We start from the raw sequence: 21,500 nt of genomic DNA on the forward strand, positions 1-21,500 counted from the left end.
TTCTTGAATGATTATATTAGATGATTAGGGAAATCTTCTACTCGTTCGCAGCATATTTGCTCCATTACTTGTTGCAACTCTGTTTTTAAAAGAGAAATAGTATGGTTACCTCCTTTATTACCAAGAGCAGAAACTCCGTACATAAAAGATCGTCCCATAAAAGTAAATTTTGCGCCAGAAGCTAAAGATCTCGCAACATCTACACCAGATCTAATTCCACTATCCATCATTACTTCTATTTGATCTCCGTATTTTTCTGCAATAGATTTTAAGGGTTTAATTGTAGACTCACCGGCGTCTAATTGTCTACCACCGTGGTTAGATACAATAATACCATCTAAACCTAGTCGTATTGCTTGTTCTGCATCATAATGTGAAGCAACACCTTTTAAAACTATTTTACCTTTCCACATATCGCGAATTGGTTTTATTTTTTCTTCGTTTAATCGACCAGAAAAGGTTTGATCCATAAACTTACCTAACTGTTTTAAGTCTAAATTTTTTGGCATGTATGGCAATAAATTAGCAAAATTAGGAATTCCATGCTTTAAAGTTTGTAAACTCCAATGAGGTCTTCCAAATGCTTGTAAGATATTAGTTAAGTTCATTTTAGGTGGCATTGCTAGACCATTTCTAATATCTCTTGGTCTAAAACCAAAACTTGGCACATCACATAGAATTACTAAAACAGGACATTCTGCTGCTTCTGCCCTTTTTAAAATATCATCTCTTAAACTATCTTCTGTTGGATGATATAGTTGAAACCAAGCCTTACCTTCTGTTAACTCTGCAGCTCTTTCAATACTAGTTGTAGTAACAGTACTTAAGATAAACGGAATGTTGTGTTCAAAAGCTGATTTCGCTAAAATCTCTGGAGAATTTGGCCACATTAAACCTTGTAACCCAACAGGTGCAATACCAAAAGGAGCATCGTATTCTATACCAAAAAGTTTAGTTTTTGTTGATGACCCACCATGATTACGTAAATAATTTGGCTTTAATTGTACTTCTCTAATTTCTGAAGTATTTCTTATAAGGTTTACATCTTCATTACAGCCACCATCTAAATACTCAAATGCAAATTTTGGTATTTTTTTTCTAGCTTTATTTCTTAAATCGTCGATTGATGGATAGCGCGTATCTATTTTTATAGCCATGGTTTTGTATTGTAAAATAAATATTCAATTTTAGAATTTTAAGTAAAATCTATCTACAAGATTTTATTAAAATTTAAAATTATGTAATTAACTTTTTTTTGAGTTTTTTAAATTTTAAAGAATACCTTTTTTTAATCGTTAACTATAAAAGGAACGTGTTTCTTTAAAGCATAGTTTTTTCTCAAAAATTTAGAATTTAATTTTGTATCAGAAATTGCTATTGCAGCTCCTAAAGCAGAACCTAATGATGCTTTTGTGGTTCTTAACTTCATGCCTCTTAAATAATGTGACAATAATTTGATATAAATATCGTTGTCTGTAAAACCACCATCTACATATAATCTGTCTATTTTTTGTGTATCGGCAATTGTTTTAATACTATCTACTTGCAATTTTACAAGCTCTATCATTAAATGATGATACGCATGTTCAAAATTATTATACAAATATTTTGTTTTTTCGGGCATATCTTTATCTTGAAAAGATTCCCATTTAAAAGAATGCTTAAAATCTTGTAAAACTTCAAAATAAACGTCATAATTAAACTCAACTGTTTTATGATAATCTTTATCAACATTAAATTTTTCTGACAACTTATTTACTTGAATTTTATATTCATTTCCTAAAAACAACCTTGAAGACTTAACAGGTTTACCATTAATTCTCATGTAATTAATACAATCTGCTTCTACATCTTCTTTTGTTAAAGGTTTATCTACAAATGGATTTAAAGCGATGCTCCATGTTCCTGTAGAAACTAAAACAAATGGTTTTTTTATACTTCTAACGTAAGGTAAAAGAGCAGAAGAACTATCATGAATTCCAACTCCTATCTTAATTCTTTTACCATTATAGTTCATATTTAAACTTGTTTCTGTAGAAACTATTGGTGGTAAGATTTTGTGAATTTCTTCTTGATATACCCAATCTTGATAATCTTTGGTTTCATAATTCCAAAGATTTGTATGGCAACCAATACTTGTATACTCGTTAAGAGGCACTCCAGAAAAAATATAACTTAGGTATTGTGGTAAATGTAAAGAATACTTAATTTTTTTAAAAATTTCTGGTTTTTTGTACTTTAACCAATACAATTGCAACCCAGAGTTTAGTAAACCCGCAGACCTAGATGCACCGCTTGTTCTAATTAACTCTTGATCGTTACCATATTTATCATAAAATTGATTTACAATTTCACTATCAATTTCTTTTGTATAATTGTACAAAGGTGTAAGAATTTCTCCTTCTTCGTCTAAGTGAACAAAACTTGCACCATAAGTAGAAAAGTTTATTGCTTTCACATTAAACTTTTCTGACTTTAATATTTTGTAAAAAACTTCTTTTAACCAGTTTTGTAATGCATGAATATCTTCTGTTGGATGACCATCTTCATCTTTAATTTCATCAAAAGAAGTGTACTCTTTATGGATTTCTTTAAAATCTTTATCAAATAAGAAAAATTTCTTATTTGTTTTTCCAATATCGAAAACTGCAGTTACTTTTTGTTTCATAAGAATTTTTTATAGACCCGTAGCTATCGTGTTTTTTCCTCTTTCTCTTATTAATTGATCTCTAACTTGTAAAGTTCTATAAGCATCTATAGGATTTATTACACCTCCTGAATTTAATCTTGCCTTTTCTAATAAAGGACGAACATCTGTTCTGTATGCTTCTTGCAATATTTCTTGACATTTTACAACATCATTATCTAACTGCGCTGCTCTTAAAACATCTTGATCTATTAGCATTGCTTTTGCATATGCTTCTTGAATTGCTTCTAATGATTGAATTAGATCTTCTAAAGGATCTTTTATATTATGACTTGCATCAATCATCCACGCTAAATCAGGATTTTGAGGATTGTTTTGCATACCATACACTAGTTCGTTAAAAATTAAAAATAAAGCGTAAGGTTTAATACTACCTACTGTTAAATCGTCATCTCCGTACTTGCTATCATTAAAATGAAAACCACCCAATTTACCTTTTAATTGCAATATAGATACTATTTGTTCTATGTTAGAATTTGGTAAATGATGTCCTAAATCTACTAATGTATAAGCTTTATCTCCACACCCGTTAGCTAACATTAAAGAAGCACCCCAATCTTGAATAACTGTACTGTAGAAGTTTGGCTCATATGGCTTATACTCTACTAACATTTTCCAATCATCTGGCAAACCTTTGTAAATATCTATTAAACTATCTTGTGTATTTTGAAAAGCTGTCTGAAAATTATTTTGCCCTGGAAAAGAAGAACCATCTGCCAACCAAACTGTTAAAGCTTTAGATCCTAATTTGTCTCCTATTTTAATTACATCTAAATTATGTTGAATAGCTTGGTCTCTAACAGCTTTGTTTACGTTGCTTAATGAACCATATTTGTAGCTCTCTTTAGCACCACTTTGATCTTGAAATGTATTAGAGTTTACAGCATCAAATTTTATATTTAAAGCATCTGCTTTTTCTTTAATTGCAGCATAATCAGAAGGAATATCCCAAGGAATATGTAAAGAAACAGCTCCTGCAGTTTGTGTTAAACTATGTAAGATACCAATATCTTCTATTTTTTGTTCTAAATTTGATGGTTCACCATAAAAAGAAAAACGTCCAAAACGAGTTCCTCCTGCGCCTAATGCCCAACTTGGTATTGCCACTTGAAACTCTGATAGTTTAGCTACAATGCTATTAACATCTTTACCTTTTTTTGTTAATTTATTTGATAAAAAATCGAAATTTTCATTATGATCTTTTAACGATTTCTGATTGTAATCAGATATTTGTGGTTGATTGATCTTCATTTTTATATTATGTTCTTAATTAAGTAAGACTTCTATAAACTTGCTTAAGATTTACAGAAGTCTTATTCTTAATTCAAATTAAAATATTATCTCACAAAAGCATTTGCCATTCCACCGTCTACATTTATAATATTTCCGGTAGACTTATCTAATATTCCTACTAAAGAGAATACTCCGTTAGCAATATCATTTGGTGTAATAATTTCATTTAGCAAGTTTCTTTTTGCATAGAAAGCTGGTAATTCTTCTACAGTAATACCGTTTGCTTTTGCTCTACCTTCGGCCCAAGCACCTTCCCAAATTTTACTTCCAACAATTACTCCATCTGGGTTTACAGTATTTACTCTAACTTTATCTTTAGCTAATTCGGCAGCTAATAAACGTACCATGTGTTGTTGCGCAGCTTTTGCTGTTCCGTAGGCCACATTATTAGGTCCTGCTACTAATCCGTTTTTACTTGCAATCGCAATATAATCCCCTCCTAAACCTTGTTTACGAACAATTAATGCAAACTGCTTTGCTAAATCGAATTGACCTTTAACTAAAATACTTTGTAATATATTCCAATCTTTATCTGTAGTATCTGTTAATGGTTTAGAAATAGCTAAACCAGCACTGTGAACAATCACATCTACACCACCAAACTCTATAATTGCTTTTTTATAAGCACTTGCAATAGAATCTGTATTAGTAACATCACAAACAGCATAAGAAGAAACATCTCTTGCATACGTTGCATTCGCTTCTACTAAAGCTTCTTCATTAATATCTGTTAATACTACATTTGCACCTTCGGCTGCTAATTTATCTGCAATAGCTTTACCAATACCACCACCTGCACCTGTAACAACTGCTACTTTTCTAGACAATGGCTTTTCTTTTGGCATTCGTTGTAATTTTGCCTCTTCTAATAACCAGTACTCAATATCAAAAGCTTCTTGTCTTGGTAAAGATGTATACTCGGTAATAGCTTCTGCACCGCGCATTACATTAATTGCGTTGATGTAAAATTCACTGGCAACCCTTGTTGTTTGTTTGTTCTTTGCAAAACTAAACATACCAACTCCTGGATATATAATTATAACAGGATTCGCATCTCTAATTGCTGGACTATTATCTTTTTTACAAGTATTGTAATAATCTGCATATTCTTGACGATACGCTGCAAACGCAGGCTCTAATTTTGCTAAAATAGCTTCAGAATCAGATAAATCTTCATTTTTATCTAAACTTAAAACTAAAGGTTGAATTTTTGTTCTTAAGAAATGATCTGGACATGAAGTACCCATTGGAGCCAATCTTTCTAAATCATGACTATTAATGTATTGCATTACAACATCAGTGTCAGAAAAGTGACCAATCATTCTATTTTCAGAAGAACATAAACCTCTTAACAAAGGCATAATTTGAGCTGCTTTTTCTAAACGCTCTTCTTTAGGTAAACTTTCTACTTTTTGACCACCAAAAACCTCACCTTGTTCTTTTAATTTTTGCTCTATATATTCAGAAGCCATTTCAATAACTTCTAAACTGTTTATGTAACACTCATAAGATGTATCTCCCCAAGTAAATAAACCATGACTACCTAAAACAATACCTCTAATTCCTGGATTATCTGCTAAACATTTTTCTAACTGTAGTCCTAAATCGAAACCTGGCTTTTGCCAAGGCACCCAACCCATTGTGTCTCCCCAAATTTCTTTTGTAACTTTTTCGCTGTCTTTTGCTGCAGCTACTGCTATTAAAGCATCTGGATGTAAGTGATCTATATGAGCAAATGGTAATAAACCATGTAAAGGTGTGTCTATAGAAGGTGCTTTACTATTTAAATCGTAAATACAATGATTAAATAAGGCAACCATTCTATCTTCATCATGTAAGCCTTGGTATACATTTTTCAAATCACGCAATCTTTCTGTGTACAAACCTGCAATTCCAGAACGTGTTAAAGTACCAATGTCTCCACCAGAACCTTTAACCCACATAACTTCTACATCTTCATTAGTTAATGGATCTTTCTCTATAGTTTTACAACTTGTGTTTCCTCCTCCATAATTTGTAATTCTTAAATCAGACCCTAAGATGTTTGAGCGATATAAAAATAATTCTACTTGATTATCTCCAAGAGATAAGGCTTTTTCTTCGTCCCATAAATAATCAACGTATTTAAAACTTTGTTTTGTTTGTTTCATTGTTCTGTAAGTGATAAGTTATAGTTCAAATATAGATTTCAATATAAACTTTTGTATCCTGTACTATACCGCAATAAATAAAAAATGAGATAAATACTTAAATTAACCTATAAATATACATTTAGTTTTAATTTTTAAACCCTTAATTATTTGTAAGATTATAGTTTTTAGGAAGTTCTTTATGGTATTCTGATTATTATTATAACGCTTTTATTACTTTTGGTTTATTAACACGTTTAAAAAACAATATTTTTCTACATTATGGATATGTTAAAACTTATAACAATTGAAGAAAGCTCTAGGGTACCAAAATATCAACAGATTATAGATTCTATTATTCATAATATTTCTCGCGATAAACTTGTTATGGATCAAAAAATTCCTTCAATTAACATGCTTAGTGAAGAATTTAATTTATCTCGAGATACCGTAGAAAAAGCATATAGTATACTAAAAGAACGTAAAATTATTACTTCTATTAGAGGTAAAGGGTTTTATATATCTAGAACAAAATTAATATCTAAAGTTAATATTTTGTTTTTGGTAAACAAACTAAGCTCATACAAACTTAGAACTTACAATCACTTTATAGATAGTATTGGTGCTAATTCTCATACAGATTTGCACATCTATCACTGTGACGAAACGTTATTTTTAAACTTAATAGAAAAAAACAAAAGAGCTTACGATTATTTTATTATAATGCCTCATTTTAAAACTGAAGACTCTAAACATATTAGTTTACCAGAAAAGGTTTTAAAAACAATACAAAAAATTCCTAATGAAAAATTAATCATCTTAGACAACATAAAAGAAAATATACACGATAGCTTAATACAAATTTATCAAGATTTTGAAAATGATATATACAACGCACTTAACGAAGGCGTAAACAAAATTAAAAATTACAAGAAAATAATTTTAGTATATCCAGAAAAAGCTGTTTATCCTTATCCTAGAAGAATACTGCATGGTTTTAGAAAATTTTGTGTTGAGCATAATTTAGATTTTGAAATACTTGACAAAATCTACGATGACATGATTTTAATAAAAGGAGATTTATTTATTACCATAGAAGAATCTGACTTGGTAAACTTAGTAAAACAAGCTAGAGAAGACGAATTTAAACTAGGTAAAGATATTGGTGTTATTTCTTACAATGATACTCCGTTAAAAGAACTTTTAGGAATTACTGTTATATCTACAGATTTTAAAGTTATGGGAGAAACTGCTGCAGAAATGATCTTAAATAAAACTAAAGGTAAAGTTAAAGTTCCTTTTAATTTTATTGATAGAGAATCTCTTTAATAACTTTTTAATTGAATGCTAGAAGGACTATTAACTGTAATCTGATTTGGTAATTTAGTCAAACTTCCTGTTTTTATATTTCTTTTAAAGATTGTAATATTATTTGTAAACTGATTAGCGACTAATAAAAAATTGCCATCATCAGAAATCGCAAAATTTCTAGGATGATTTCCTGCTGTATCTACATGCTCTATAAGTTGTAATTTTCCGTTATTTTTATTGATAGAAAACACAACAATAGTATTTTCTTCTTGCCCGCGATTAGAAGCATACAAAAATTGACCATCTGGAGAAATATGAATATCTGCTGTTCTGTAAATATCTTGTTTTTGTTGATAAGTAGCATAATCTTCAATAAAATCTAAAGATCCATTATTATAGTTGTATGCATCAACTTTACCACTTAATTCGTTAACTAAATATCCAAATTTCCCATTAGGGTGAAACACAAAATGTCTTGGTCCACTACCTGGTTTAACGTTAATTACTTTGGGATTTTTTAGAGAAACTTTTCCTTGATTATTTTCAAGTTGAAAACCTCTGATTTTATCTGCACCTAAATCGTGCCCAAAAACATATTTATCATCAGGAGAAAAATTAGCAGAATGCATATGAGAAGATTTTTGTCTACTTTTGATGACACTGCTATCTTTAAATTGTAACAGTTGAGTTGTTTTTGTTAGACCACCATCTTCTTTTATTTTAAAAAGACTTAAAGTACCATCTGAATAATTAGAGTTTACTAAATAACTTCCAGAATTATCAATTGCCAAATGTGCAGGATTTAATCCTCCACAATCTTGCATATTTAACAACTCTATTTTAGAATTTATTGCGTCTACTTTAAAAGCAGCAACTTTACCATTGTGTTTCATTTGGCTATCTACCACAGAATATAAGTAATTACCATCTTTAGAGATTTTTAAAAAAGACGTATTTGTAATATTGTCAAGTGTAAAAGTTAAATTAGCTTCTCCTGTTTCTGTATTAAATTCATAAACATGAATACCTTCTCCAGGTTTTTTATCTGTAAAACTTCCAATAAAAAGTAACGTTTTATTTTGAACTGTTTTACATCCAAATAAAAAAACTGTTGAACACAAAAATAAGATTGTCTTTTTAAACATAAGATTTAATATATATGTTATAATCTGTTGTAATTTCTTCACTTTTCTTTATTTTAAAAAATCTTTTCCCCACTTTTCTCTTAATTCTAAAGCCAGTGCTTTTACTTTTTCTTGATATGCTGGCTTTTCAGCTAGATTATCTAACTCTAAAGGGTCTGTTTTGTGGTCGAATAACATTCTTTCATAAGCAATACCATCATCTTTTGTCCACTCTGTGTAAAATAAATCGCCCTTAATCAGGGTTACAGCATCTTTAAATTTAGATACTGCCCAATCTTTATCTGAGTCTTTACCATTAATGATTGGCACAAAGCTTTTCCCTTCAACAGTATCTGGAGTTTCTAAACCAATTAATTCTGTCAAACTCGGATAAATATCGATATATTCTGTAATGGCTTCTGTTTTTGTTCCTTTAGTTTTTCCTGGAACTTTAATGATTAATGGCGTTCTTAAAGCAGTTTCAAAGGTGACATGTTTGCACCATAATTTATGGTCGCCTAAATTCCAACCATGATCTCCCCATAAAATTACAATAGTATCGTCTTCTAATTCCAAACGTTTTAATTCGTCTAAAACCAAACCAATTTGAGCATCAACATAACTTACACATGCATAATAACCGTGAATCAATTCTTTTGCCAAATCATTAGAAATTTGTCCCTTTCTAGGTATGTTTCCATAATTACGTAACTCCCCAAAGTTGTGAAATGCTTTTTTGGGTGTCGTTTTTGGTTGGAGATAACTTTCAGGAAGTTCTATTGTATTTCTATCATATAAATCCCAATATTTTTTTGGTGCGTTGAATGGTAAATGCGGCTTCATAAAACCCAATGCCAAAAAGAAAGGTTGTTTACTATTTTTAAGTTTCTTTAAATCAGCAATTCCTTTTTGAGCTATTTTACCATCAAAATAAGCAGTATCATTTACAGCTGCCATTTCAAAAGCACTGGCACCTCCCATAGCTAAATTGGCTTTACCATTTTCCACTATATTTTTTTCTAATTGATAGTTTCGAATATTTCCTTTTGGAAACCATCTTTCATTCCAAGAAAGGCCATCATCTTCATTAGTATGGTAAATTTTACCTGTTGAAATTGTTGTGTAACCATTTTGTTTTAAAAGCTTTGGTAAAGAAATAGCATAAGGCACATCTACATCTGCTCTCGTTTTATAGTTTATAAAACGATGTCTTGTAGGTCTCATTCCTGTTAATAAACTCGCTCTTGAGGCACCACAAACAGGAATATTGCAATAAGCTCTTTCAAATACAAGGCTTTCACTAGCCAATTTATCCAGATTTGGAGATTTAATGTGTTTTGCTCCATAAAAATTTAACTCTGGTCGTAAGTCATCAACCGCAATAAATAAAATATTTTTTGGTGTCTTTTTTGTGTTAATAGCAACTTCTTTCTTGTCAGTTTTACAAGAAATTAATAGAACACTAATTATTAAATAGTGTAAAAAAAGTTTAGTTATTGTTTTCATATATCTGATTATTACCAATGTTTTATAATCTTATAATCTTCTTCTAATAATGTATTTTTTATCGAATCAGGAATTTTTCGTCTTGGTGTATCTTTATCTAATTTAAAACCTCTATTTCCTTTTGCCGTAATTAAAGGCATATTTCCTTTTTCTTCATTTAAAAAGTCACCTTGAGTTTTCATCCAGCTAAACAAATCTTTTACCAATTTTTCTTTTATTAATTTTAACTCAGGATTATTAACTATGTTTTTTTGCTCAAAAGGATCATTCTGCAAATCGTATAATTCTTCAAAAGGTTCATTCTTAAAAGCATTAGCTCCTCGTTTTATAAAATAATCTACATTTGATTTTCCTGTTAAGTTTTCTTCTACAACTTCTAAGGAATTAAAATTACGAATATATTTATAACGCTGATTACGTATCATTCTTGATGGGAAAACTTCTGAATTTAAAATATTCTGATTGGTTCTTACTCCGTAAACATATTGATTTATTGCATTATTTTTTCCTTGTAAGATTGGCAAAAAGCTATTCCCATCAATATCTTTTGATGATTTTCCTCCTGCAATTTCCATAAAGGTTGGTAAAACATCTGTATAATGTATCAATTTATTTGAGGTAGTTCCTGCTTTAATTACTTTTGGCCATCTTACAACAAAAGGCACCTTCAATCCAATATCTTTTACTGTAAATTTCCCTGAAACACCATGATCTGCACTGTAAATAAACAAAGTGTTATCGTTTAAATGTTCATCCACAAATTCTAATACTTTTTCTATTTGGGTATTATCTTCTGCAATACTTCTATAATAACCTGCTTTTTTCTGGATAAAGGCTTTATCATTTTTTTTACTTTCATTAAAAGGATAAAACTTAATATCTTCAGTTTTTGCGTTTTCTACATCAAAATATTTTCCATGTGGGTATTTTGAGGTGATAAACATACAAAATGGTTTTTTGGTTTTCTTAAAATACGCTTTGATACTATCTAATGGAATATAAGCTCTTGGAACATCTTTTTTAGGAACTGGCAACCATTCTTTATCCCATTGGTAAACACTAGAAGGTTTTACATGACTTTTTCCAGCAAGTACCACTTCATAACCCAACTTTTTCATTTTAGAAGTTACACTTTCAATAGTTGGTCTTGTTGCTGTATGATTTGCAAAACAACCATTTTTAACAGGGTATTTACCTGTAAAAACCTGAGACCTACTTGGTGCACAAATGGCTTGAGCTGTAAACGCATTGGTAAATAACATTCCTTCTTTTGCCAAACGATCTACAGCAGCTGTATTAACTTTCTCATTGCCATAACAACCATAATCGTAAACATCTTGGTCGTCTGCTAAATAAAAAATGATGTTAGGTTTTTGAAAATTATCATGTACTTTTTCTAAAGTCTTTTTATTATTACCAACACAACTTGTTAGCCCTATAATAACAATCCCTATTTTCAAAAAAAAAAGTCTTTTCATTATTTAAATTCCTTAAATTGTTTCTTTCAGTTCCAATTACTTTAATTGACTTATTTATTTGCGTTAACACGTTTCTTTTGCTCAACAAAATAAGGTTGAAACGTGTAGTTTGAACTAGCATCCCATTTAGAGTTTACCTTAGGTAAAAAGCCTTTCATTTTTTTTATTTGAGCCTTATATTTTGGATTTCCTGCTTCATTATTCCATTCATTTGGGTCTGAATGATGATCGTAAAACTCTTCTTTTCCATCTTCATATTGAATATATCTATATTTATCCATTTTAATAGCGTGGTTATTCATCCCAAAAGTTGTGATCGCTTTTGCATCTGCAAGTCCTTTATCTTGTTGCATCATATCAACTAAACTGTACCCTTCATTTCTCTGGTAAGCAGGTAAACCACTTAATTCCAATAAAGTTGGATAAATAGATAACATTTCTACAGGAGCTTCAATCTTTTTACCTTTAGGTAAATTAGGTCCAGCAAACATTAATGGAGCTTTGGTAGCTGTTTCCCAAAGTGCGTGTTTTGCAAACGTTCCTTTTTCTCCTAATCTATACCCATGGTCAGACCACAAAACAATTACAGTATTATCTGAATACTTACTACTTTCTAAAGCGTCTAAAACTCTACCTAACTCATAATCTACATAACTGATACATGCCAAATAAGCTTGCACAATTTTTTTCCATTCACCACTTTCTTTTGCCCATTCTGTTGATGGCATCATGGGTAAATCGTTAATTTGCATTCCAACAGGCGGAATATCATTTAAATCATCTGATTTATAAGGTGGTGTTTGAATGTTTTCTAAAGGATATAAATCGAACCATTTTTGGGGCACATACAAAGGAACATGCACACGTAAAAACCCTAACCCCATAAAAAATGGTTTATCATATTCTTTATCTAAACGTTCTGCAACCCAATTTACAGACTGATGATCTGGCATTAAAGAATCTTTTGCTGGAAAAGCGCCCCAATCTGTACTTGTTCTTCCATGAGTACCTCTAATTCCTTTTCCGAAACCATCCCATACAAAACGTTTTTTAGGATAGGGTCCAAAACCTTTAACACGTCCTCCAGATTCGTTGAAAACACTATCAGGAGCATGAATATGAAATAGTTTTCCAATACCCATAGTATGATATCCATTTTGCTCAAAATATTCTGGTAAAAACGTAATGTCTTTTGTGGCTAGGTTTCCTGGTCTTCTAATTTTATTATCTGGCGTCATCCCATAAATACCAGTTGTAGACGGACGTAAACCAGTCATTATAGATGCTCTAGAAGGGCCACACAAAGGAGCTTGTACATGGGCGTTTGTAAATGTAACTCCCATTTTTGCAAGTCTATCAAAATTAGGTGTTTTTACATTTGAAAAATTTTGAATTGGACTAATCCAATTATTTAAATCATCAACAGCTATAAAAAGCACATTGGGTTTAGTGCTTTCTTGGCTTTTAAAATCTTTTGTATTTGATGTACATGATACCATAAATACAACAATCAATAAAAAAAGTAAATTTTTCATGGTGATTTCTTTTTAAATCTATGTTTTTAGATTACTTAATAATTAATTTTCGTTTGTATTGTTTTCCTTGTTGATCGCTAATTACCACAAAATACAATCCGCTTGAAATTTTATTTTCTTGCGTATTAACCGTTATTCTATCAAGAACAGTATCATTATAATATACTTGGCTGCCTAACATATTGAAAATACTAAGGTTTGTCCAAGTCATATTTTCTGATTTTATAGTAACAAATTTCGATGCCGGATTTGGGTACATCAATATTCTAGCTTTATCAACTAATAAATCATCTAATATTGATAGCGTTTTTAATTTTAATTCAAAAGAATCTAAATCAAAACCATAATCTAATAAGTTAAATCTTAGTACATGAGTTCCTGCTTCTATATCAAAATCACCAATTGTTTCTGTTAAGTATTTACCAGAACCTGTGTTGGTTAATACAATATCGTTTAAAAAAGTAATATTTTCATCAGGAAAAGAAACTGTTAATTGTTTAAATGAAGGACTTCTTCTTGTTTGATGGGTTACTTCTAACTCATAATTTCCAGATTGAGCTGCATCAATTGTAAACTCTAACCATTCTCCTGATTTTATGTCTCTAACAATTTGACCATTTGAACTAATATCAACCATTTCATTAGGTCTAAACGAAGAACTGTTTTGGTTTTTTTTATCCCAATAAGCAATATCAATACCTCCTTGATCATAATGTTCAAACTCTATTTTTTTAGGAATTGAATGTGGTTTATTATCTGAAGTATACGCCCATTGATTAGGAGTTAAAACGGTCAATGCTCTTTCTTCTATATTACCTTGTGCATCTTTTGCTTCAATTTTAAGTAAATAGGCAGGTTCTGTCATATTTGTTAATTCTGGTATAGACAACCATTCAAAAGGAGCTGCTGTTTTAGTGCCAACATTTACATCGTTTATAAAAAGTGTTGCCTCTGTAAAATCGGTTCCAACAATAGCTTTAACAGTTAAATCACTACCTTTAGGTATTTCTTGATTGTTTTTCAAATCTTTAAAACCTAGAATTCTACTAGAATCTGCTTCAACTTCAATTACTTTTTGTCCTTTTTTAGTTCCATCTGCAGTTAAAGAATGTTCTCTGTAGGTTAAACTTGTACCTTTACCAATATATAAAGTAACAAAGGCTTTGCTTAAAGTTTGTTCATAACGAACTACTGCAAAATGACCTGTAAACCTAATTCCAGCATCTGGAATACTAACTACTTTTGAAGCATCTTCTTGACAAAGTACATAATCAATTATAACTTTATCTCCTATTTGACTTTTAACTTTCGCACCAACAATAACTTCTCCTCTGTACAAATGTTCTACAGATTTTACGCTTGAATTTATAGACTTAGAAGGTTCAAAAATATGCACATAGGGTTTATCCCAAGCTTCACCTTGTTGTCTTATGGCAACAATTTGTGTTTTCTTATTAATATAGCCTCCTTTTGCTTCTCGAGTTGCTGGCCCAAGTGCTTTTGTGTATTCTCTAGCTACTCCAGCAGGCGCAAACATATTCATATATGTATTCGTTTCATTTAAATCAAAACGAACCTGAATAGCTTTATCTGTTGATGCTGTTACATTTGTATCTTCGAAAAACCTCCATCCTGGAGATTTTTGTAAATCACCAATATCGTTTTGATATCTCGTTGTTGGAGAAACCGAAACTTCTGTTCCGTCCATTTCCATAATATTTGTAACATCACCTAAATTATGATAGATGTAATCATGAAAATTATTAGTTCCTAAAGATTTAGAACGAAACATATCAAAATAATAACCTGTAGTTTCACTGGTTCTAATGGTGCTAAGTGTTCTTTTTTGTTGATCATTATTTACAGTATCATCTAAAAACTGTGTTGCAAAACTAAAATTTGGGTTGATAGGATCTTCTAAATGTTTTGGTTCTGCAGCTTCATTTACAGTTGTGTTCATCCATAAATAAGAATCAGAATTCCAAGAACCAGGCTGTATACCATGGGTTGTTCCGTTAACAATCATTGTGTTATTTCCGGCGTGTCTCCAAAAATAATTGGTGTGTTCTGGTAATTTTCTTTCTGCAATTGTTTTAGGTAATCCTGCATTTGGTGCCATAATATAATCTGCTCCATACAATTCCATAGTAATACCTGTACAATGAGAATGTACATAATGTGCGCCACCAATAATGCCCGCAAGTCCAAAATCTTTATTATTCTCTTTCACATAATTACGCTGTAACGCTACACCTGCATGCTTAATTATTACGGTTGGTTTTTGAAAGTCGATTTCCCCTTCAATCGTATCAGGAATATTAATTCCCCAAAATAACTGTTCAAAAGCATCATAATTACCAAAAGTACTTATTGGCGCAGACGGATTGTATCCTCCTTCTGTATCATAAGCCTGCCTTAAAGCAACCTTTGCTTTTTGTTCATATTCTGAAAAACCTCTTCTATTAGCTAAATTTAATGTAAAACGATACAATTGCTTTGTTCTATCAATATATCTTTTTGAATCGCCATATTTTACAAATAATCTATTAGGCATTCTTAAATTATCAAACAAAAAATTTCCATCAAGAATATGCATATTATTTTCCATCACATTCAATTCTGGTTTTAGCTTGTCTACAACATTTAGTACTTGAGTTACTGCCGACATAAAACTATAACTAACTGCTTCTGGCCAAATACCTTGTTCGCCAAACATTGGCAAAATGGTTTTGGTAAACGAATTCTGATGTTTGGTACCTACATTCCAAAATACATTAAACATCCTTTCTCTTTCTGTATCATCTTCTACACAAAGAATACTGTATAACACTCCTGGAGCTGTTAAAATAGGATGATTACTTACAGTTTTACCGTATTTACTGTCATTGCCTGCATGCTCTTGCAAACCATTCATAGCAATATTATAAACCGCTTTTTGTGCTTTCACATTATCAAAAGCTATTTTAGTTCCTGTTGATTTTTGATATACTCTGGTTGCTGAATCTTTTAAATAATTCACCATAAAATCATAAGCAATCGCAAACTGCGTATATCCAGAACGTGGATCGTAGAAATGGCTACCACTCATTGCTGTATTACTAGGATTTCTTGGAGCAAGTTGTTCTATATAATACCATAAAATATCCGCAGCAAACTGTGCATATTTTTCTTCTTCTGTAATATGATAAACCATCGCTGCATAAGAAGCATAATTTAACACTTTTGAGTGCGCACCATTTGTAGTAGCTTGACTTTCTGACAAATTATCATCAGATGCCAAAGCTGGTATGGTATTTAAGATTGAAACAGGGTTTGTTAAATGGGTATTTACTTTAGATTCTATTGCTGCTTTTGCTTTTGCCACAATACTTTTTGCCCAATCATAATTATCAATTTTAGACAAAACTTCTGATTTTTCTGCATTTGTTGTCCAGATTATTGGATGTTGTAAAGATTGCCCTGACAAGAAAAAAACTTTAAACAAAACGAATACTACAATTAAATTTTTCATTTTTTATTTAAATTTATAATATCAACTTCCTTTTTAGCTCTTTTAATAGGGCCATTATCTCCCAACAAATACATTTTTCTAAAATCTGTTCCTTTTTCTTTTTCTCCAACTATAATTCTAGCATCTGGATGCGCATTTTTGATAAGAGATGAAATAACAAAACCAGAGTTTTTTCTTTGTAAAAAAACCTTACTCTTTTTAAAAGTATCACCACCATCAAAACTATCCCATCTAGCAATTTCTCCGACATCATTATTTGTTTCACTCTCTAAGTAAATACTCACTTCTGTTGCAGACTTTACTTCTAAATCTCCATTTCCTCTAGGAAGATTAGTATTCTTACTTTGTAACCACTCTTGTCCATTCCATCTAAAATGTTGTAAACGTTTAGGTCCGCTTCTTTTGGCTCCTATATCTGGACCAACCAACACACAAACTTGTGGTTTTCCATCAGGATCAACATCAGCAATTCCTTGAAAAGTCCAATCATCAGGTATTTTTTTTACTAAGGTTTTTTCATCTGCCATTTCTTTAGTTAAAGGCATTTCTAAAGATTCATTTTTAACATTTTTCCATTCGCCTGTCTTTGTATCAAAAAGCATATAATACAAATTGTGACGTTCTGGAATGTGCCCTCTTTTATCTTGAGTGTTTTTATTATCTCTACAAATATGATAATCAAATGCTACAATAATATCATCTCCGTTTCCTTTACCAACCCAAGGATACCAAGAATCTTCAGCTTCAATATTTGTTCTTCTTTTGTGTTTTAAAAAAGAAACTGGTTCATCAAAAGTAACTCCATTGTCTGTAGATTTTTGATACACCCAATCACTTCTATGCGCACCATGTCTGTAAAACAAATACATATCTCCATTGTCCATTTTTACAAACTGACTGTAGGTACCAAATAACGAAACATTATCTAAGGTTTCCCAAGCAGAAATATCTAATGGTTTTTTAGAAACAGCATGCAGGTTTTTGCCATAATGATGGTTTCCTAAAGGATTTTTGCCATCTGATGGTCTTCCTCCATGTCCACCAAATGCAATATGAATATAACCAGCATCATCAATAAGTAATGCAGGTTTACCATGATTATCTATTTTCTTTTTACGATTCGGGTCTTTACCCATTTCACTAACACCCGCTTTAAAAGGACCTTTCCATTCTTTGGTTTTGTGATTGTACGATGCTACATAAGGATCTTCCAATGTTCCTTGATACGCTACATATGTAACTCCCTTATGATAAACTCCAGAAGGATGCTGTACAATAGCCACTGCATTACCAAAACCGTTATTGGCAAAATAATCTACCGTTCTGTCTTTATTTTCTTCTTTTGAACTTACTTTTTTATTAACATTACATCCTACTAAAAAAAAGCAAAAGCAGATTTTAAAAATTAATTCTTTTTTTATCATTAGTTTATCGATATTTTTTTAAAAACTCTAAGTTTAACAGGACCTAAAAGACCTGATGTTAGCAATTCATCATTTTTACGCCAATGTTTCCAAGATGAAAACGTGGTTCGTTTTGATGGACGTTCTGTGGTATTTAATAACCAATCTGGTAGTTTTTTTAGTTTATTTCCTCTTCGTTCATAATCTAATGGCAAACCTTCATCACCAATTAATTTGTTTGGCCATAAGTTGGTCACTTTTACTTCTATAACATTTGTACCTTTTTTTACAAAGCCATCAATATTAGTTCTAAAAGGTGGTTTCCATAAAGTGCTTACTTTTTTTCCATTGATGATTACTTCTGCAATAACAGCAACACTTCCTAAATCTAATTCTAAACTTTTATCTTCTTTTAATAAGTCTTCTTTAAGTTCAAATTCTTTAGAATAAGTTGCTGTTCCTGAAAAGTGTTGAATACGTTCATCTTTATGATTTGACCAAGAATTTAAATCAGTAAAGGTTTTATTTATACTATTCTCTGAGTTCAAAGGGAAATCAACTTGCCAAGAATTTGATAAATCAATGGGTTCTGGTATTGCATTTACTGCTGCAGTTTTTGTTTTTCCTGATGCATTGGTATAAGTAATTTTACCTGAATTTGGTGTTACCCATTGGATAACATCTTCATTAAACACTAACTCAGGTTTTGGTGTATCTTTTGCTAGTTTTAAAATTTGACCTTCAGGAACGAACATCGTGCGTTCTTTCCCATCTTTTTTGTAAGTAATTTTTAATACTATTTTATTTCCTTTAGCAATTTGATTTTTTATCAATTGATTAGAAATCAAAATATCGAAAGTATTGTTTGAAACTAGTTCCTTAATTTTATTTGTAATCTCAAAAGTTTTATAATTTTCAGGAATGCCTTTGGTTTCTGTTTTAAACTTTCCGAATACAGCTTTTAAAACTTTTAAAGGTTTATTACCTGCATCAACCTTAATATGTTCTCTCTCTTCTGCATAAATTTGATATTTGGTATTACCTATTTGGTATTCCATTCTTAACTCTTTTTTGTATCCCATTGCTGGATCACAATCACAAAATGCTCTCGACATTTTAAAGTCTAATTCACCATCAATTATAGCTTTATTTACTTTGTCTGTAATATCGATTAAACCTTCTTGAAGAAATGTTCCGTATTCTGCTTTTACAATTTCTAAGTTAGAAAGAGGCTCTGATTTTGGTTGTTCTAATTCCATTTTAACGGTTGTTAAATGGTTTGCTATTGTTGGCTTTTTGAATACAATAAAAACAGATTCTTCAATCCCTAACTGTAAAGGAATTGTGGTTGTTCCATCTTCATTTTCTTTGAAGACCACCACATCTTTTATTTTACCTGTTTCTGAATTCCACAGTTCTGGTTGTTTTCCAGAAACTCGAAAACGCGCTACAATAGCTCTTGCTTCTTTTCTAGCATTGGCGATAAAATAAATATCAGCATCATCAGTTTTTCTATGGATGAAACTCAAATCTGTTTGATCGCTGCTTTCTATTTTAAAATCGGGTGTTTTTTCACTTAAAACTTCGCTAACAGAAATGTCTTTTACCAAATCTTTTCCCCATAATTCATCTACATAAGTTTTAACAACTTCATCATTTTTAGGATAATCAGTTAAACTTGGCGATTGTGTTGGTTTTTTTCCAATAACAATTGCACCACCTTCAACCAATTCTTTTACTTTTTTTAAAGTTTCAGTTTTTATGAAATTAGACTCTGGTAAGACTAAAAACTTATAAGTGTTGCCTACTGAAGAATAAATTGTTCCGTTTTTAACAGTTAAGTCTTTCAATTTATTGGCACCAATCAAATCATAATCAAAACCCATTTTTTTAATTTCTGGTTTTAGAAAAGCCGTATTTGGTGATGATTCTCCAGTAAACACTAAAACATCGGCCACATTTTTTCCTTGCTGCAATAAAAATTGAGATCGTGCTATATAATCTAAAAATCCTTTTCCTTGATTCCACCAAGTATTATTTCTATTAAAATCAAACCCGTGATAACTCAATGCCAAACCAGGTGCAACATCCCAAGGTTGATGTACATAAGAATGAAAAATAAAACGTGTAATTCCTTGTGCCCAAGCTTGATCTCCGATTGATTTTATATCTGCTGGGTGTTTGTCCCAACCACCAATTCCTGTAAATGCCTCTGCACCAACAATGGAACTTCCGTTTAAATGTGCTATAGAAGACACAAATTTTGCGGAATCAAAAAACGGATATCCTCCACTCCAAAATTCACACATTACAATATCTCCTGTTGCACCTACTTGCATATTATCAAAAGGACCCCAATAAGGTTCAACAGAAAATTTCATTCCGTTTTTATGACATAATTCTGCGAAATACGCATAATAGTTTTCTGCGATTAAATCGCCAATAGTTCTTCTAAAATCCCACAAAAAACGTTCTGAAATCTCACCACTTTCAACATAATATCCTGCTAGAGTGGGCAAATATGAGGTTAAATCGTAACCTCTTAAATTCTCGAATTGCGTATCAAATCCTGCAGTCCAATTGGTAGTTTCTACCTCATAACTATCAATTAAACAATTATTAACAGTGGTTCCTATTAAATCGCCTAACTTATCGATTATGGGTTGTACGCCACCTTTCCAATAGGCGTCTACCGCTGTTTTACTCATTTTATCAACTTCTAAACCTTTGGCTTCTGGTGGTGCTGGTCTATTGGTTGTTCCAATTGGTGTGTGTCCAAGTCTTAAAATAATCCATTCTCCTTTTGGTACATTCCAATCTAAAAATCCGTCTTTAGAAACTTTATCTGTTAAATTAACAATAGTTTCCTTTTGAATAGTACTTGTTTTTGGAATGTCTTTCGTATCTGGAAATAAATGATTTCTGACGCGTTCAGATAGAGTTTTATAGTCTAAACCATCAATTTTTGTAACTTGTTTAGGTTTTGGAAATGCTAAAACTGCAATATCCTTATAATAGGTAAATTTCGTTTTTGGTTGTGGTAATTGCGCTTTGTAATTTTGATTTCCATTTAATTCAACTTCGCTAAAAACAACAGTTTGCATTGCATTTTCCTCGGTTATCCAAGGTCCACCACTAGAAGACCAACCTGCACTGTTATGAAACGCCAGCTCTAAGCCCAAACGTTTGGCTTCTTCCGCAGAAAACTTGAATAAATCTAGCCATTCTTCACTTAAATATTTTACTGGACCTTTTGGAAATCCTAAATGCACGTTAAACAATTGTGCTTCTTGTATGCCAACTACTTTCATTGATTCCAAATCTTTTGTAATTCCTGATTTAGATACGTTACCGCTTATCCAATGCCACCAAGTTCTGGCTTTAGCTTCGTTTGGCGGATTTTTAAATCCGTTTTCTAAAGTTACGGTTTGTAATTCTTTTTCCGAAGATAAATTGCATCCCAAACCTAAAAACAGAACAACTAAAATGACTAACTTTTTCAT

Annotated in this window: 12 protein-coding genes; 1 reads left to right on the forward strand and 11 read right to left on the reverse strand. The window is 31.2% G+C overall.

The window, feature by feature from the left end:
• Positions 1 to 11: 11 nt before the first annotated feature.
• The 4 genes from B5464_RS05785 to B5464_RS05800 all read right to left on the reverse strand — a co-directional run bounded on the left by B5464_RS05785 (position 12) and on the right by B5464_RS05800 (position 6,150).
• Positions 12 to 1,157 carry an alpha-hydroxy acid oxidase gene (locus tag B5464_RS05785; RefSeq protein WP_077810450.1) on the reverse strand — a complete coding sequence of 382 codons (1,146 nt, stop codon included), beginning with the start codon at positions 1,155 to 1,157 and terminating at the stop codon, positions 12 to 14.
• 131 nt (positions 1,158 to 1,288) lie between these two features.
• Positions 1,289 to 2,668, reverse strand: a complete 1,380-nt coding sequence (locus B5464_RS05790) for an FGGY-family carbohydrate kinase (protein WP_079737581.1) — start codon at positions 2,666 to 2,668, stop codon at positions 1,289 to 1,291.
• A gap of 9 nt (positions 2,669 to 2,677) precedes the next feature.
• Complete coding sequence (locus tag B5464_RS05795) at positions 2,678 to 3,958, reverse strand: sugar isomerase (protein ID WP_079737582.1); 1,281 nt, start codon at positions 3,956 to 3,958, stop codon at positions 2,678 to 2,680.
• Between the two features lie 86 nt (positions 3,959 to 4,044).
• Complete coding sequence (locus B5464_RS05800; RefSeq protein ID WP_079737583.1) at positions 4,045 to 6,150, reverse strand: bifunctional aldolase/short-chain dehydrogenase; 2,106 nt, start codon at positions 6,148 to 6,150, stop codon at positions 4,045 to 4,047.
• A 267-nt stretch (positions 6,151 to 6,417) separates the two neighbouring features.
• Between B5464_RS05800 and B5464_RS05805 the strand changes: the two genes are divergently transcribed.
• Positions 6,418 to 7,458, forward strand: coding sequence for a GntR family transcriptional regulator (locus B5464_RS05805; RefSeq protein ID WP_079738981.1), 1,041 nt, complete (start codon positions 6,418 to 6,420; stop codon positions 7,456 to 7,458).
• Here B5464_RS05805 and B5464_RS05810 read toward each other — a convergent pair.
• From B5464_RS05810 to B5464_RS05840, 7 genes are read right to left on the reverse strand one after another with little or no spacing between them, the layout of a single operon-like run.
• Positions 7,455 to 8,585, reverse strand: a complete 1,131-nt coding sequence (locus tag B5464_RS05810) for a lactonase family protein (RefSeq protein ID WP_079737584.1) — start codon at positions 8,583 to 8,585, stop codon at positions 7,455 to 7,457. The two genes, B5464_RS05805 and B5464_RS05810, sit on opposite strands and share 4 nt — an antisense overlap.
• Before the next feature lie 48 nt (positions 8,586 to 8,633).
• Positions 8,634 to 10,070 (reverse strand): sulfatase, encoded by a 1,437-nt coding sequence (locus B5464_RS05815; RefSeq protein WP_172830861.1) that lies wholly within the window; start codon positions 10,068 to 10,070, stop codon positions 8,634 to 8,636.
• Positions 10,071 to 10,081: 11 nt separating this feature from the next.
• A complete protein-coding gene (locus B5464_RS05820; RefSeq protein WP_079737585.1) occupies positions 10,082 to 11,548 on the reverse strand; it encodes a sulfatase in 1,467 nt (488 codons plus the stop codon).
• Between the two features lie 50 nt (positions 11,549 to 11,598).
• The gene (locus B5464_RS05825) at positions 11,599 to 13,083 is read right to left on the reverse strand and encodes a sulfatase (protein ID WP_079737586.1); all 1,485 of its coding nucleotides are present in this window, start codon (positions 13,081 to 13,083) and stop codon (positions 11,599 to 11,601) included.
• A 31-nt stretch (positions 13,084 to 13,114) separates the two neighbouring features.
• Complete coding sequence (locus tag B5464_RS05830) at positions 13,115 to 16,594, reverse strand: T9SS type A sorting domain-containing protein (protein WP_079737587.1); 3,480 nt, start codon at positions 16,592 to 16,594, stop codon at positions 13,115 to 13,117.
• Positions 16,591 to 18,018 (reverse strand): BNR-4 repeat-containing protein, encoded by a 1,428-nt coding sequence (locus B5464_RS05835; protein WP_079737588.1) that lies wholly within the window; start codon positions 18,016 to 18,018, stop codon positions 16,591 to 16,593. Before B5464_RS05835 ends, B5464_RS05830 begins: the two co-directional genes overlap by 4 nt.
• A complete protein-coding gene (locus B5464_RS05840; RefSeq protein ID WP_079737589.1) occupies positions 18,018 to 21,500 on the reverse strand; it encodes a glycosyl hydrolase in 3,483 nt (1,160 codons plus the stop codon). The genes B5464_RS05835 and B5464_RS05840 overlap by 1 nt, the downstream gene beginning before the upstream one ends.

The organism is Polaribacter sp. KT 15 (assembly GCF_900143115.1).
GTDB lineage: Bacteria > Bacteroidota > Bacteroidia > Flavobacteriales > Flavobacteriaceae > Polaribacter > Polaribacter marinaquae.